10 protein-coding genes and 4 rRNA genes are annotated in these 15,355 nt (G+C 64.9%); 13 read left to right on the top strand and 1 reads right to left on the bottom strand.

Translation table 11 applies throughout. The features are described 5' to 3' along the window. Window positions 1–22: 22 nt before the first annotated feature. Together rrf (AB8O64_RS16940) and proC are read left to right on the top strand one after the other, a co-directional pair. Window positions 23–139 (top strand): 5S ribosomal RNA (rrf, locus tag AB8O64_RS16940). Between the two features lie 262 nt (window positions 140–401). Further along, window positions 402–1,211 (top strand): pyrroline-5-carboxylate reductase, encoded by an 810-nt coding sequence (gene proC, locus AB8O64_RS16935; protein WP_209515451.1) that lies wholly within the window; start codon window positions 402–404, stop codon window positions 1,209–1,211. Between the two features lie 64 nt (window positions 1,212–1,275). Here the strand turns inward: proC and trpS are convergent, their stop codons facing one another. Further along, a complete protein-coding gene (gene trpS, locus AB8O64_RS16930) occupies window positions 1,276–2,274 on the bottom strand; it encodes a tryptophan--tRNA ligase (RefSeq protein WP_370419869.1) in 999 nt (332 codons plus the stop codon). Window positions 2,275–3,107: 833 nt separating this feature from the next. On the opposite strand from trpS, the gene AB8O64_RS16925 reads away from it, so the two are divergent. The 11 genes from AB8O64_RS16925 to AB8O64_RS16875 all read left to right on the top strand — a co-directional run bounded on the left by AB8O64_RS16925 (window position 3,108) and on the right by AB8O64_RS16875 (window position 15,313). Further along, a 16S ribosomal RNA gene (locus AB8O64_RS16925) occupies window positions 3,108–4,631 on the top strand. Between the two features lie 280 nt (window positions 4,632–4,911). Then, window positions 4,912–8,035 (top strand): 23S ribosomal RNA (locus tag AB8O64_RS16920). 73 nt (window positions 8,036–8,108) lie between these two features. Then, a 5S ribosomal RNA gene (rrf, locus tag AB8O64_RS16915) occupies window positions 8,109–8,225 on the top strand. Together the 16S, 23S and 5S rRNA genes form the textbook arrangement of a ribosomal RNA operon. Before the next feature lie 68 nt (window positions 8,226–8,293). Further along, entirely contained in the window at window positions 8,294–8,938 is a 645-nt protein-coding gene (locus tag AB8O64_RS16910; protein WP_370419868.1) for an HAD family hydrolase, read from the top strand. A gap of 147 nt (window positions 8,939–9,085) precedes the next feature. Then, a complete protein-coding gene (locus AB8O64_RS16905) occupies window positions 9,086–10,363 on the top strand; it encodes an MFS transporter (protein ID WP_370419867.1) in 1,278 nt (425 codons plus the stop codon). After that, window positions 10,314–11,486, top strand: a complete 1,173-nt coding sequence (locus tag AB8O64_RS16900) for an acetoin utilization protein AcuC (RefSeq protein ID WP_370419866.1) — start codon at window positions 10,314–10,316, stop codon at window positions 11,484–11,486. The genes AB8O64_RS16905 and AB8O64_RS16900 overlap by 50 nt, the downstream gene beginning before the upstream one ends. A 151-nt stretch (window positions 11,487–11,637) precedes the next feature. Then, window positions 11,638–12,453: a phosphatase gene (locus AB8O64_RS16895; protein WP_130878850.1), complete on the top strand. Its 816-nt coding sequence runs from the start codon at window positions 11,638–11,640 to the stop codon at window positions 12,451–12,453. 128 nt (window positions 12,454–12,581) lie between these two features. Beyond that, the gene (locus tag AB8O64_RS16890; protein ID WP_067299677.1) at window positions 12,582–12,791 is read left to right on the top strand and encodes a helix-turn-helix domain-containing protein; all 210 of its coding nucleotides are present in this window, start codon (window positions 12,582–12,584) and stop codon (window positions 12,789–12,791) included. Between the two features lie 110 nt (window positions 12,792–12,901). After that, window positions 12,902–13,000, top strand: coding sequence for a 30S ribosomal protein bS22 (locus AB8O64_RS16885; protein ID WP_003948845.1), 99 nt, complete (start codon window positions 12,902–12,904; stop codon window positions 12,998–13,000). A 229-nt stretch (window positions 13,001–13,229) separates the two neighbouring features. Then, window positions 13,230–14,276, top strand: a complete 1,047-nt coding sequence (locus AB8O64_RS16880) for an NAD-dependent epimerase/dehydratase family protein (protein WP_370419865.1) — start codon at window positions 13,230–13,232, stop codon at window positions 14,274–14,276. A 14-nt stretch (window positions 14,277–14,290) separates the two neighbouring features. Continuing rightward, window positions 14,291–15,313 carry a lysophospholipid acyltransferase family protein gene (locus AB8O64_RS16875; protein ID WP_370419864.1) on the top strand — a complete coding sequence of 341 codons (1,023 nt, stop codon included), beginning with the start codon at window positions 14,291–14,293 and terminating at the stop codon, window positions 15,311–15,313. The last annotated feature ends 42 nt before the right edge of the window (window positions 15,314–15,355 follow it).

The following is a 15,355-nucleotide window of genomic DNA, read 5'->3' as shown; positions in this document are numbered from 1 at the left end:
CGGTTGGTTAATTTCATAGAGTTTCGGTGGTCATTGCGTTAGGGAAACGCCCGGTTACATTCCGAACCCGGAAGCTAAGCCTTTCAGCGCCGATGGTACTGCATGGGGGACCGTGTGGGAGAGTAGGACGCCGCCGAACAATTTTTGAGAGTAGCCCCTGTGGGAGCCATTTGGTTCCTGCGGGGGCTATTCTGCGTTTCCGGACAAATTCCCGGAACCGGAACCGGAATCGGGGCCGGGGCGGGAATACCTGCGGCTGAATCCCCGGAGACGGCCTGCTCTCACGCAAACGTTCGACAGGCCCTGCCGTGCGAAGATGACCGGGCACGGACCGTTCGGCCCGGTCAGGCCCGTACGGTCCGCACGACCCTGAAGCCCAGCGCAGCGAAGTGGTGAGCCCCGTGCCTCAGAAAGTCGCCGTCCTCGGCACCGGAAAGATCGGCGAGGCGCTCCTCAGCGGCATGATCCGCGCCGGCTGGTCGACCGCCGATCTGCTGATCACCGCCCGTCGCCCCGAGCGTGCCGAAGCGCTCCACGCCCGCTACGGCGTCGAGGTCGTCAGCAACATCGAGGCCGCCAAGAACGCGGACACGCTCATCCTGGCGGTCAAGCCACAGGACATGACGACTCTCCTCGAGGAGCTGGCTCCCCATCTCCCCGCCGACCGCCTGGTCATCAGTGCCGCGGCCGGTGTGCCGACCGCCCTCTTCGAGGAGCGGCTCCCGGCAGGCACCCCCGTCGTGCGTGTCATGCCGAACACCCCGGTCCTGGTCGACGAGGGAATGTCCGTCATCTCCGGCGGCTCCCACGCGACCGAGGAGCATCTCCTCCGTACCGAGGAGATCTTCAAGCCGGTCGGCAAGACACTCCGCGTCCCGGAGACCCAGCAGGACGCGGCCACCGCGCTCTCCGGATCCGGCCCCGCCTACTTCTACTTCCTCGTCGAAGCCATGACCGACGCGGGCATCCTGCTCGGCCTGCCTCGCGACAAGGCCCACGACCTGATCGTCCAGGCCGCCATCGGCGCGGCCGTCATGCTCCGCGACAGCGGCGAGCACCCCGTCAAGCTCCGCGAAGCGGTCACCTCTCCCGCCGGGACGACGATCAGCGCGATCCGCGAGCTTGAGCGCCACGGCGTACGAGCAGCACTGATTGCCGCCCTCGAGGCAGCCCGCGACCGTAGCCGCGAACTGGCCTCCGGGCACGCCTGACGGTCCGGACCGATTCCGTGTGCGCCCCGCAATGCTGGGCGCACACGCCAGGCGCCTTCTGTATTCACACGGGAAGCATCAACCCCACAGCGGCGTAGGCGGCGTCGACGGTCGGCCGCGCCAGCCCCCGCGCCCGCTCGGCACCTTCCCGCAGGACTCCGTCCACATATCCCGGGTCGGCGCACAGCTCCGCGTGCCGCCGGCGCACCGGCCGCAGCAGTTCCACCACCGCGTCCGCTGTGTCTTTCTTCAACGCCCCATATGCCGTGTACTCCTCGGCCAGCTCCGCCGGCTTACCACCCGTGCAGGCCGCCAGCATCTCCAGCAGATTTGCGACGCCGGGTTGCGCCTCCCGGTCGTAGGTGACGTCACTCCCGCTGTCGGTCACCGCACGCATGACCTTCTTGCGCACGACCTCGGCCTCGTCGAGCAAATAGACGATTCCCGCCGTCTCCGCGTGCGACTTCCCCATCTTCGACGTCGGGTCCTGGAGATCCATGACGCGGGCGGCCACGGCAGGGCGCACGGCCTTCGGCACGGTGAACGTCCGTCCGTAGCGCTGGTTGAACCGCACCGCCAGGTCCCGTGTCAGCTCCACGTGCTGGACCTGGTCGTCACCCACCGGCACCTCGTGCGCCCCGTACGCCAGGATGTCCGCCGCCATCAGCGCCGGGTAGGTCAGCAGCGACAGTCGTACGCTGCCGCCGGTGGCCCGTTCCCGCGCGGACTTCTCCTTGTACTGGATCATCCGCCGCATCTCGCCGTCCGTGGCTGTGCACTCCAGGAGATAGGACAGCCGAGTGTGCTCGTCCACATGACTCTGTACGAACACGGTGCAGCGCGCCGGCTCCAGGCCGGCTGCCAGCAGCAGCGTCGCTGCCTGACGGCTGAGCCTTCGTACGCGAGCCGGTTCGTGGTCCACGGTCAGCGCGTGCAGGTCGACGACGGAGAAGAGGGCGTCCGCCTGGTGCTGGTCCACCTCGACCCACTGGCGGACGGCCCCGAGGTAGTTCCCCAGGGTGAGGTGGCCGGTCGGTTTGATGCCGCTGAAGATGCGTCGCATCGGTGCTGTCTCCCTAGTGGAGGGACCACCGCCAGGACAGCAAAAACGGCCGCCGAGGCGGCGGCCGTTGGGTGCATGCGCTGATCGGCCGCCGGTCAGGCGGCCCACCACTGCTGGGTGTGCGCATGCTTGGTCATGGGACGACGCTACCGCCACCAAAACCCCTTGCGCCACGGGTTTGATGCGTCGTACCGGGCTCGTGTAGAGTTCTTCGAGTTGCCACGGCGTCCGCGAGGACGGTGCGGCGGCACTTCACGCCTCACTGGCGGCAATCTCTACTGCACGGCCCTTGAACGGGATCGATTTCGGCATGCCGGAATTCGGGACCGGGTTCCGATTAGGAACCGCCGGGGGAATCCGGTAAAGTAGTGATCACGCCGAAAGGCGCGAAACAAATCCCCGCCGACGGGGAATCGGAAACGAATTCGAGCCGGGAACGGCACGGAAAAGGATCTGATAGAGTCGGAACCGCCGGAAAGCGAAAGCGAAACGGTGGGACCCCGCTCCAGCAGGGGGGCCAGGGCCGGAAACGGATCTGGTAAGGTTGGAAACACGAAATACCGAAGGGAAGCGCCCGGAGGAAAGCCCGAGAGGGTGAGTACAAAGGAAGCGTCCGTTCCTTGAGAACTCAACAGCGTGCCAAAAGTCAACGCCAGACTATAAAATACCCCGTCTCCGATCGCTTCTGCGATCGGGACGCGGTTCCTTTGAAAGTCCTGTCGGTCCCTTCGGGGTCTGGTGGGCAACAACACAGCGAGGACGCTGTGCACGACCGGACTTATTCCGTCTGGTTGTGCCGCTCAACGCGAGTGTCACCGGATAACCGGTAAACATTCACGGAGAGTTTGATCCTGGCTCAGGACGAACGCTGGCGGCGTGCTTAACACATGCAAGTCGAACGATGAAGCCTTTCGGGGTGGATTAGTGGCGAACGGGTGAGTAACACGTGGGCAATCTGCCCTTCACTCTGGGACAAGCCCTGGAAACGGGGTCTAATACCGGATACGACCTGCCTCCGCATGGGGGTGGGTGGAAAGCTCCGGCGGTGAAGGATGAGCCCGCGGCCTATCAGCTTGTTGGTGGGGTAATGGCCTACCAAGGCGACGACGGGTAGCCGGCCTGAGAGGGCGACCGGCCACACTGGGACTGAGACACGGCCCAGACTCCTACGGGAGGCAGCAGTGGGGAATATTGCACAATGGGCGAAAGCCTGATGCAGCGACGCCGCGTGAGGGATGACGGCCTTCGGGTTGTAAACCTCTTTCAGCAGGGAAGAAGCGAGAGTGACGGTACCTGCAGAAGAAGCGCCGGCTAACTACGTGCCAGCAGCCGCGGTAATACGTAGGGCGCAAGCGTTGTCCGGAATTATTGGGCGTAAAGAGCTCGTAGGCGGCTTGTTGCGTCGGATGTGAAAGCCCGGGGCTTAACCCCGGGTCTGCATTCGATACGGGCAGGCTAGAGTGTGGTAGGGGAGATCGGAATTCCTGGTGTAGCGGTGAAATGCGCAGATATCAGGAGGAACACCGGTGGCGAAGGCGGATCTCTGGGCCATTACTGACGCTGAGGAGCGAAAGCGTGGGGAGCGAACAGGATTAGATACCCTGGTAGTCCACGCCGTAAACGTTGGGAACTAGGTGTTGGCGACATTCCACGTCGTCGGTGCCGCAGCTAACGCATTAAGTTCCCCGCCTGGGGAGTACGGCCGCAAGGCTAAAACTCAAAGGAATTGACGGGGGCCCGCACAAGCAGCGGAGCATGTGGCTTAATTCGACGCAACGCGAAGAACCTTACCAAGGCTTGACATATACCGGAAACGGCCAGAGATGGTCGCCCCCTTGTGGTCGGTATACAGGTGGTGCATGGCTGTCGTCAGCTCGTGTCGTGAGATGTTGGGTTAAGTCCCGCAACGAGCGCAACCCTTGTTCTGTGTTGCCAGCATGCCTTTCGGGGTGATGGGGACTCACAGGAGACTGCCGGGGTCAACTCGGAGGAAGGTGGGGACGACGTCAAGTCATCATGCCCCTTATGTCTTGGGCTGCACACGTGCTACAATGGCCGGTACAATGAGCTGCGATACCGTGAGGTGGAGCGAATCTCAAAAAGCCGGTCTCAGTTCGGATTGGGGTCTGCAACTCGACCCCATGAAGTTGGAGTTGCTAGTAATCGCAGATCAGCATTGCTGCGGTGAATACGTTCCCGGGCCTTGTACACACCGCCCGTCACGTCACGAAAGTCGGTAACACCCGAAGCCGGTGGCCCAACCCTTGTGGAGGGAGCCGTCGAAGGTGGGACTGGCGATTGGGACGAAGTCGTAACAAGGTAGCCGTACCGGAAGGTGCGGCTGGATCACCTCCTTTCTAAGGAGCACATAGCCGACTGCAGACAAATGTTCTGCACGGTTGCTCATGGGTGGAACGTTGACTATTCGGCACGATTGGTTTGGGTCACTAGTACTGCTTCGGCGTGGAACGTGAATCTCGGATCGGTCGGGTCGGGCACGCTGTTGGGTATCTGAGGGTACGGAACGTAAGTTTCGAACCTTCGCGATGCCGGCCCCAGTGAACTCGACACCTTGGTGTTGGGGTGGTGGGTGGCTGGTCGTTGCTTGAGAACTGCACAGTGGACGCGAGCATCTGTGGCCAAGTTTTTAAGGGCGCACGGTGGATGCCTTGGCACCAGGAACCGATGAAGGACGTGGGAGGCCACGATAGGCCCCGGGGAGCTGTCAACCGAGCTTTGATCCGGGGGTGTCCGAATGGGGAAACCCGGCAGTCGTCATGGGCTGTCACCCGCTGCTGAACACATAGGCAGTGTGGAGGGAACGCGGGGAAGTGAAACATCTCAGTACCCGCAGGAAGAGAAAACAACCGTGATTCCGGGAGTAGTGGCGAGCGAAACCGGATGAGGCCAAACCGTATGCGTGTGATACCCGGCAGGGGTTGCGTGTGCGGGGTTGTGGGAGTTCTCTTGATCAGTCTGCCGGCTGGTCGGCGAGTCAGAAACCGTACAGGTAGGCGAAGGACATGCGAAAGGTCCGGCGTAGAGGGTAAGACCCCCGTAGCTGAAATCTGTACGGCTCGCTTGAGAACCACCCAAGTAGCACGGGGCCCGAGAAATCCCGTGTGAATCTGGCGGGACCACCCGTTAAGCCTAAATATTCCCTGGTGACCGATAGCGGATAGTACCGTGAGGGAATGGTGAAAAGTACCGCGGGAGCGGAGTGAAATAGTACCTGAAACCGTGTGCCTACAAGCCGTGGGAGCGTCGCGCATCAAGCTTGCTTGGTGCGTCGTGACTGCGTGCCTTTTGAAGAATGAGCCTGCGAGTTTGCGGTGTGTTGCGAGGTTAACCCGTGTGGGGAAGCCGTAGCGAAAGCGAGTCCGAATAGGGCGATTGAGTAGCGCGCCCAAGACCCGAAGCGGAGTGATCTAGCCATGGGCAGGTTGAAGCGGAGGTAAGACTTCGTGGAGGACCGAACCCACCAGGGTTGAAAACCTGGGGGATGACCTGTGGTTAGGGGTGAAAGGCCAATCAAACTCCGTGATAGCTGGTTCTCCCCGAAATGCATTTAGGTGCAGCGTCGTGTGTTTCTTGCCGGAGGTAGAGCACTGGATAGGCGATGGGCCCTACCGGGTTACTGACCTTAGCCAAACTCCGAATGCCGGTAAGTGAGAGCGCGGCAGTGAGACTGTGGGGGATAAGCTCCATGGTCGAGAGGGAAACAGCCCAGAGCATCGACTAAGGCCCCTAAGCGTACGCTAAGTGGGAAAGGATGTGGAGTCGCAGAGACAACCAGGAGGTTGGCTTAGAAGCAGCCACCCTTGAAAGAGTGCGTAATAGCTCACTGGTCAAGTGATTCCGCGCCGACAATGTAGCGGGGCTCAAGCGTACCGCCGAAGTCGTGTCATTCATACAATAGGTCCAACGACCGTGTGGATGGGTAGGGGAGCGTCGTGTGCCGGGTGAAGCAGCCGCGGAAGCGAGTTGTGGACGGTTCACGAGTGAGAATGCAGGCATGAGTAGCGATACACACGTGGGAAACGTGTGCGCCGATTGACTAAGGGTTCCTGGGTCAAGCTGATCTGCCCAGGGTAAGTCGGGACCTAAGGCGAGGCCGACAGGCGTAGTCGATGGACAACCGGTTGATATTCCGGTACCCGCTTTGAAACGCCCAATATCGAATCCATTGATGCTAAGGCCGTGAAGCCGTTCCGGACCCTTCGGGGAAAGGAAAGTGGTGGAGCCGCCGATCCAAGGTGGTAGTAGGTAAGCGATGGGGTGACGCAGGAAGGTAGTCCAGCCCGGGCGGTGGTAGTCCCGGGGTAAGGGTGTAGGCCGTGTGATAGGCAAATCCGTCACACGTTAAGGCTGAGACCTGATGCCGAGCCGATTGTGGTGAAGTGGATGATCCTATGCTGTCGAGAAAAGCCTCTAGCGAGTTTCATGGCGGCCCGTACCCTAAACCGACTCAGGTGGTCAGGTAGAGAATACCGAGGCGTTCGGGTGAACTATGGTTAAGGAACTCGGCAAAATGCCCCCGTAACTTCGGGAGAAGGGGGGCCATGTCTGGTGATGAGGTTTACCCTCTGAGCTGGGTGTGGCCGCAGAGACCAGCGAGAAGCGACTGTTTACTAAAAACACAGGTCCGTGCGAAGCCGTAAGGCGATGTATACGGACTGACGCCTGCCCGGTGCTGGAACGTTAAGGGGACCGGTTAGCTTGGATTCGTCCAGGCGAAGCTGAGAACTTAAGCGCCAGTAAACGGCGGTGGTAACTATAACCATCCTAAGGTAGCGAAATTCCTTGTCGGGTAAGTTCCGACCTGCACGAATGGCGTAACGACTTCTCGACTGTCTCAACCATAGGCCCGGTGAAATTGCACTACGAGTAAAGATGCTCGTTTCGCGCAGCAGGACGGAAAGACCCCGGGACCTTTACTATAGCTTGATATTGGTGTTCGGTTCGGCTTGTGTAGGATAGGTGGGAGACTGTGAAGCATGCACGCCAGTGTGTGTGGAGTCGTCGTTGAAATACCACTCTGGTCGTGCTGGATGTCTAACCTGGGTCCGTGATCCGGATCAGGGACAGTGTCTGGTGGGTAGTTTAACTGGGGCGGTTGCCTCCTAAAGAGTAACGGAGGCGCCCAAAGGTTCCCTCAGCCTGGTTGGCAATCAGGTGTTGAGTGTAAGTGCACAAGGGAGCTTGACTGTGAGACCGACGGGTCGAGCAGGGACGAAAGTCGGGACTAGTGATCCGGCGGTGGCTTGTGGAAGCGCCGTCGCTCAACGGATAAAAGGTACCCCGGGGATAACAGGCTGATCTTCCCCAAGAGTCCATATCGACGGGATGGTTTGGCACCTCGATGTCGGCTCGTCGCATCCTGGGGCTGGAGTCGGTCCCAAGGGTTGGGCTGTTCGCCCATTAAAGCGGTACGCGAGCTGGGTTTAGAACGTCGTGAGACAGTTCGGTCCCTATCCGCTGTGCGCGTAGGAATATTGAGAAGGGCTGTCCCTAGTACGAGAGGACCGGGACGGACGAACCTCTGGTGTGCCAGTTGTCCTGCCAAGGGCATGGCTGGTTGGCTACGTTCGGGAGGGATAACCGCTGAAAGCATCTAAGCGGGAAGCCTGCTTCGAGATGAGTATTCCCACCCCCTTTGAGGGGTTAAGGCTCCCAGTAGACGACTGGGTTGATAGGCCAGGTGTGGAAGACCGGTAACGGTTGGAGCTGACTGGTACTAATAGGCCGAGGGCTTGTCCTCAGTTGCTCGCGTCCACTGTGTAGGTTCTGAAGTAACGACCGTGTTGTGTTCCGGTTGGTTAATTTCATAGAGTTTCGGTGGTCATTGCGTTAGGGAAACGCCCGGTTACATTCCGAACCCGGAAGCTAAGCCTTTCAGCGCCGATGGTACTGCATGGGGGACCGTGTGGGAGAGTAGGACGCCGCCGAACAATTTTTCAGCCTCAGGCCCCGAGTTTTCACTCGGGGCCTGAGGCATTTTTGCGTTTAGGGTGACGTCATGCGCTATGACCTCGTCATCTTCGACAACGACGGAGTACTCGTCGACAGCGAGCCGATCGCCAACACGGTCCTCGCCGCCTACCTCTCCGAGCTGGGGCACCCCACCAGCTATGAGGACTCCCTGCGGGACTACATGGGAGGCGCCGTCCACCGTGTGCACGACCTCGTGCTCGAGCGGACCGGACAGAAGCTTCCCGTGGACTTCGACGAGACGCTGCATTCCCGCACCTTCGCCGCGTTCGAGCAGGAGCTCCAGCCGATGAAGGGCGTCACCGAGGTACTGGAATGGCTCGTCGCCGAGGGCGTCGCATACTGCGTCGCCTCCTCCGGAACCCACGAGAAGATCCGCGTCGGACACCGGCGGACGGGCCTGGACGAGTGGTTCGAGGACGAGTGGATCTTCAGCTCGGAGGATGTCGGCCATGGGAAGCCGGCGCCCGACCTGTTCCTGCACGCCGCCCGCTCGATGGGCGTCGAGCCCGAGCGCTGCGTCGTCATCGAGGACACCCCCCTCGGCATCCAGGCCGCGAATGCCGCGGGAATGGACGTCTACGGGTTCACGTCGATGACGCCCGCCGACCGGCTGTCCGGCGCCAAGGGGTACTTCGGCGAACTGACGGAACTGCCGCGACTGCTCGCCTGACAACGGCTGGGCTCGGCAGGAAGCCGCCGGTGCACGAATCCCCGGTGGGACGGGCGACTCGCCGCAAGAACGATTCACCCATGTGGACGGGTGCGTTCGTGTGATTGCTCTGTCCACTCGGCACGCGTGGTCATACCCTCCCGGGCCATGACGGACGCGCGCTTGCGGCATGGCCGAATATCCCTCGCCATCAGCTTTTTCGTCCAAGGCGTGGTGTTCGCCCTCCTCGTGACCCGAATACCCGCGGTCCAGGACCGGTACGGGATATCCGACGGGCTGTTACCCGCCTTCCTCGCAGCCGTCCCGATACTCGCCGGAGCCGGCAGCATCGGTACCGAGCGCCTGGTGAAGAGGGTCCGGCCCGGTGCCGTACTGCGCTGGGCGCAGCCCGTCGTCTGTCTCGCGCTGCTCGCGGTGGGCGTCGGTGACGGCTTGGGGCAGGTGGCGGTCGCGCTCGCCGTCTTCGGCCTGGCGGTCGGGGCGCTGGACGCGTCGATGAACATGCTCGGCGTGAGCCTGCAGCGTGCGTACGGGCGCAGCATCATGCTCGGCTTCCACGCCGCGTACAGCCTGGGCGGGATCGTGGGGGCGTCGCTCGCGTGGGTGGGGGCCCGCTGGGGACTGTCGCTGATCGTGCTCTACGGGCCGCTCATGGCCGTTCTCGCCCCGGCCGCCCTCCTCGCCAGCCGTTGGTACGCAGATCATGCCGACCGTGCTGGCCAGACCGACCCTGCGGACCGTGTGGATCAGCGGAAGCCGCGGGCCCAGGCCGGCGACGCTGCCCCTCCTCCCACCCCGGGCATGAGGTTTCTGCTTCCCCTGTGCCTGGTGATGGCCTTCGTCTGTATAGGGGACTCGACGGTGGCGAACTGGAGTGCCAAATATCTGCGGGACGTCCTGGGGAGTTCCGAGCAGCTGTCCACTGTGCCCTACAACGTGTATGTGGCAATGACTCTGCTCGGCCGTGCTGTGGGGGATGTGGGGGTGCGGCGCTTCGGGCCGGTCGCGGTCGTGCGGGCCGGGGCGGTGATCGCGGCCGGGGGTTTCGGGGTGGTGGCCGTGGCGCCGGGGGCGTGGGTGGGGACAGCGGGGTTCACGGTGCTGGGGCTCGGGCTGTGTGTGATCGTGCCGCAGACCTTCGCCGCGGGCGGCCGGCTCGCCTTCGAGCGTCTCGGTCCGGAGGGCTCGGACGCCGCCGTCGCGCGGCTGAATATCTTCAACTATGTGGGTTTTCTGGTGGGTTCGCCGCTTGTGGGAGCGCTCGGGGAGGTCTGGAGCCCCCGCGGAGCCATGCTCGTACCGCTGCTGCTCGTGCTTGTGACCGTGCCGTATGCCCGCGCCTTCGGCCCCGCGGCCCGCCCTATACCGTGTCGCCATGAGCGGCCGCGCACAACTGATGTGGGACGAGGCAGTAACGGGCTATGACTTCGGGCCCGGGCATCCGATGGATCCGGTGCGGCTCGCGCTGACCATGCGGTTGGTGGAGGCGTACGGGCTGGACCGCGCGGTCCGCCTGGCGGCGGCCAAGCCCGCGGGGGAGTCGACGCTGCGGCTGGTGCACCGGCCGGACTATGTGGCGGCGGTGCGGCGGGCGTCGGCCGATCCGGGGTCGGCCGACGGCTCGTACGGCCTGGGTACCGAGGACGATCCGGCGTTCCCGGGGATGCACGAGGCGTCGGCGCTGATCGCCGGGCAGTCCGTGGGCGCGGCCGAGGCGGTGTGGCGCGGTGACGCGCTGCACGCGGTGAACTTCGCGGGCGGACTGCACCATGCCATGCCGGGGTCGGCCGCGGGTTTCTGCGTGTACAACGACGCCTCTCTGGCGGTGGCGCGGCTGCTGGAGCTGGGGGCCGAGCGGGTCGCGTACGTGGATGTGGACGTCCACCACGGGGACGGGGTCCAGGCGGCGTTCTGGGAGGACCCGCGGGTGCTCACGATCTCGCTGCACGAGCACCCCCGGACGCTCTTCCCGGGGACCGGGTGGCCGGAGGAGGCCGGCGGGCCGGGGGCCGAGGGCGGCGCGGTGAACCTCGCACTGCCGGCGGGCACCGGGGACGCGGGGTGGCTGCGGTCCTTCCACGCCGTGGTGCCGGAGCTGCTGGCGGAGTTCCGGCCGCAGGTGCTGGTGACCCAGCACGGCGCGGACACCCACTTCGACGATCCGCTGGCGCATCTCGCGGTGTCGCTGGACGCCCAGCGGCTGGTGATGGAGGCGTGTCACGAGCTGGCGTACGAGCACGCGGACGGGCGGTGGGTCGCGCTGGGCGGTGGGGGATACGCGGTGGTGGACGTGGTGCCGCGGTCGTGGACCCATCTCGTCGCGATCGCCGCGGGACAGCCGGTGGACCCCGAGGCGGCGGTGCCGCAGGAGTGGCGGGACGAGGTGTACGCCCGTACCCGGCAGCTGGCGCCGCAGCGGATGACGGACGGGCTGCGGCCCCAGTGGCGGGACTTCGGGGCGTCCGGGTACGACCCCGCGGACCGGCTCGACCAGGCGATCCTGGCGACGCGCCGTGCGGTGTTCCCGGCACACGGCCTGCTGCCCTAGCCGGTCCTTCGGGCGGCGCGGCGGCCATGGTGGTCGGGGCCGGCCTTCCGGTGCGGTGAGAGGCGTCCCGGGCCCGCCCTCGTTAGCCCACGCGTGGGACGCCGGGGGTGAATCGTGGTGGGGTGCGGGGCGGTCCGCCAGCATCGGGAGCGTGTTGAGCCCCCGCGCCCTGCGCGCGCATCTGCTCGTCGCCCGACTGGCCGGCACGGTGGCCACGACCCGCGAGCGGAGTCTGAGCCGGTACCGGATGTTCGCGGCCCGTGATCCACGGGCGTTGATCGGGTTGGAGCCCGAATACGACTGGTGTTTCGATGAGTTGTTACAGCTGATGGGTCAAAAGTGCGGAGTTTCGGCCGATCCCGCGCGCACTTCAGGGCAGGATGTGATCGACCCTGACCGTACGATCGCGGCACTCGATGCCTTCGCCGACCGCCTCGCGACGGTGGCCGCGACAGGCGCTCCGGTGCTGATCGGCACCGGCCACCCCCACCGGCTCCTCGGTTTCTACGCCGCGTTGGCCGCCGGTCTCTCGGCGGCCGGATGCGGTGTCCTCACCCCGGCGCAGGGTCGAAGTGTCGACATAACGACCCGGTTCGGCGTACGCACATACAACCTCGACTACGTCAGGGGAGTCGCGCTGATGCGTGAACCCGGCGCGCGAGCGCCCCGGAGTGAGCCGGGCGCGCATACCCATTCCCCGCTCCCGGTTCGGGTCGCTCTGGGGGCCGCGGCGGACTCCGGCGGACCTCTTCCGGCCCTGGTCATCGGGGACCACGGATGGGTCTGCGCGGCAGGTCAGCTGGGTTTTGAGGCCATCGGCCTGGCCGACTCCGACGACCCGGCGCCCTTCGTCGGGGAGGCCGAGGGACGGGTGTCCGTGGTCGTTCCGCTTGATGACGCTGTGCGGTCTGATTACTACCGACCGCTTACTCGCTATGTACTCAATCGAGCGTGTCTGTCACAGTAGGCGGCCGATGGCTGCTCCTCTTCCCCACTCGCATCACACGCCCCTAATCTGGGGAGTGAGCGCGCAGCGACGAGGAGTCACCGGAGGGGAAGCCGGTGCGCGTCATGTGCGGAAGGTTCAGGTGTGTCATGGCTGCTGGCGAAAGGCCTCTCAACGAGGTCGTGTTCCTGACCGTGGCGGAAGTCGCCGCGGTGATGCGAGTGTCCAAGATGACCGTGTACCGCTTGGTGCACAGTGGTCATCTGCCGGCGATCCGGGTGGGTAGGTCGTTCCGGGTCCCAGAGCAGGCGGTGCACGAGTACCTCCGTGAGTCCTATGTGGGGGTGGAAACCGCCTAACGAGGACCTCGGATTACGCTGTTCGCCCGGTGCCGGGTAGGCTGGCCCGATGTAGGTCGTGTGGGCTCGGACGCCCCGCACCGAGTGAATCGATGTAAGCGAGGGTAGTCGTGGGCTCTGTTATCAAGAAGCGGCGCAAGCGGATGGCCAAGAAGAAGCACCGCAAGCTGCTCAAGCGCACGCGCGTTCAGCGTCGCAACAAGAAGTAAGCAGCGCCGCTGTGATCGTCCCGCAGCCCTTCCACCGGTCCACGGTGGGAGGGCTGCGGTGCTTTCCGGGCCCGGCCGGGCCCGCCTTACGTTGCGGTAAGTAAAGCCATCGCTACGGCTTGAAATATCGCCCGGGGGATCGGGTGGTCATCACAGCGCAACAACGAGCCGCTACGGTTGCCGCCAAGCACCGCTCGTCGCGTAAGGGTGGGAAGGGAAGGCGCTGATCTTGGGCAAGGTCGTGCTCGTCACCGGGGTCGCACGGCAACTGGGCGGACGGTTCGTCCGCAGGATCCAGCGCGAACCCGACGTCGACCGGGTCATCGGGGTGGACGCGGTGCCACCCGAGCACCATCTCGGCGGGGCCGAATTCCTACGGGCGGACATCCGCCACCCCGCGATCGCCCGGGTCCTCGCGGAACACGCCGTCGACACGGTCGTCCACATGGACGTCAACGGCACCCCGCTCGGCAAGAGCGGCAGCCGGGCCACGGTCAAGGAGACCAACGTCATCGGCACCATGCAGCTGCTCGGTGCCTGCCAGAAGACCCCGTCCGTCAGACGGCTGGTCGTGAAGTCCAGTACGAACGTCTACGGGTCCGCGCCCCGCGATCCCGCGATCTTCACCGAGAGCACGCCCCCCAAATCGCTGCCCAGCGGCGGCTTCGCGAAGGACGCCGTCGAGGTCGAGGGCTATGTGCGCGGCTTCGCCCGCCGCAGGCCCGACGTGGCCGTGTGCGTGCTGCGGTTCGCCAACATCCTCGGGCCCTGTGCCGACTCGCCGCTCGCCGAGTACTTCTCGCTGCCCGTCCTGCCCACCGTCCTCGGCTTCGACCCCAGGCTCCAGTTCGTGCACGAGGACGACGCGATCGAGGTCCTGCGGATCGCCGCCGGGGAGCCGCGCCGCGGCACGCTCAACAGCGGCACGTTCAATGTCGCGGGCGACGGCGTGCTGCTGCTCTCACAGGCCGCCAGGCGCCTCGGGCGCCCCACGCTCCCCTTCTTCCTGCCGACCGTCACCTGGGTCGGCTCAGCGCTGCGCTCGGTCGGCGTCCTGGACTTCTCGCCCGAGCAGATCCGGCTGCTCACCCACGGGCGGGTCGTCCAGACCGCCCAGATGCGCGAGACACTGGGCTTCCACCCCCGCTACACGACCGCTGAGGCCTTCGCGGACTTCGCGCGCAGCCGCGGCAAGGGGCTGCTGCCGCCCGAGACCCTCGCCCGTACCGTCGACCGGATCGCCGCGGTCCTGCCTGCTGGCCGCGGCCAGAACTGAGGAGCGCAGCCACCATGGCGGATGCGAAGGTCATCCCGTTCGGCGAGGAGCCACGGTCGAAGCGGAAGGGCAAGCGGGTGGGCCACGCCCGGACGAACCAGTCTCCGGTGCCGCTCGCGCCCGTACCGCCGCAACGTGACGAACCCTCGGGGACGGCCGAGCGGGCGGAGCCGGCCGACGGCCCCCGCGAGCCGGACGGCGGCTGGGACCGGAAGCTGGCCAACGGGCTGAGCTTCCTGCGCCGCCGCGTCACGGGCGAGTACGAGGTCGACGACTTCGGCTACGACCAGGAGCTGACCGACCAGGTCCTGATGTCGGCGCTGCGCCCGTTCTACGAGAAGTACTTCCGCGTCGAGGTGAAGGGCATCGAGAACATCCCGGAGAAGGGGGCGGCGCTGATCGTCGCCAACCACTCCGGGACGGTCGCCGTCGACGGTCTGATGCTCCAGATGGCGATCCACGACCAGCACCCGGCCAACCGCAATGTGCGGATGCTCGCGGCGGACCTCGTCTTCATGCTGCCGGTCGTCAACGAGCTGGCCCGTAAGTTCGGGCACACCCTCGCGTGCGTCGAGGACGCGCAGAAGCTGCTGGAGCGCGGCGAGCTGGTGGGCGTGATGCCGGAGGGCTTCAAGGGGGTCGGGAAGCCGTTCTCGGAGCGGTACAAGCTGCAGCGCTTCGGGCGGGGCGGCTTCGTCTCCACCGCGCTGCGGGCCGGGGCGCCGATCGTGCCGTGCTCGATCGTCGGGGCGGAGGAGATCTACCCGATGGTCGGCAACGCGAAGACGCTGGCGCGGCTGCTGGGCATTCCGTACTTCCCGCTGACGCCGACGTTTCCCTGGCTCGGACCGCTCGGCATGGTGCCGCTGCCGACGAAGTGGACGATCCAGTTCGGCGAGCCGATCCCGACGGACGGCTATGCGCCGGAGGCGGCGGACGACCCCATGGTCATGTTCAACCTGACGGACCAGGTGCGCGAAACGATTCAGCACACGCTGTACAAGTTGCTGGTGCAGCGGCGGTCGGTCTTCTTCTAGACGGAAGCGAGCCTTGCCCGGGGGCGGCGGACGGAGTCCGAC

This window comes from Streptomyces sp. QH1-20 (assembly GCF_041283565.1).
Lineage (GTDB): Bacteria > Actinomycetota > Actinomycetes > Streptomycetales > Streptomycetaceae > Streptomyces > Streptomyces syringius.
Note: the sequence above shows the minus strand (reverse complement) of the source record. Positions and strands in the feature narration are given on the sequence as shown.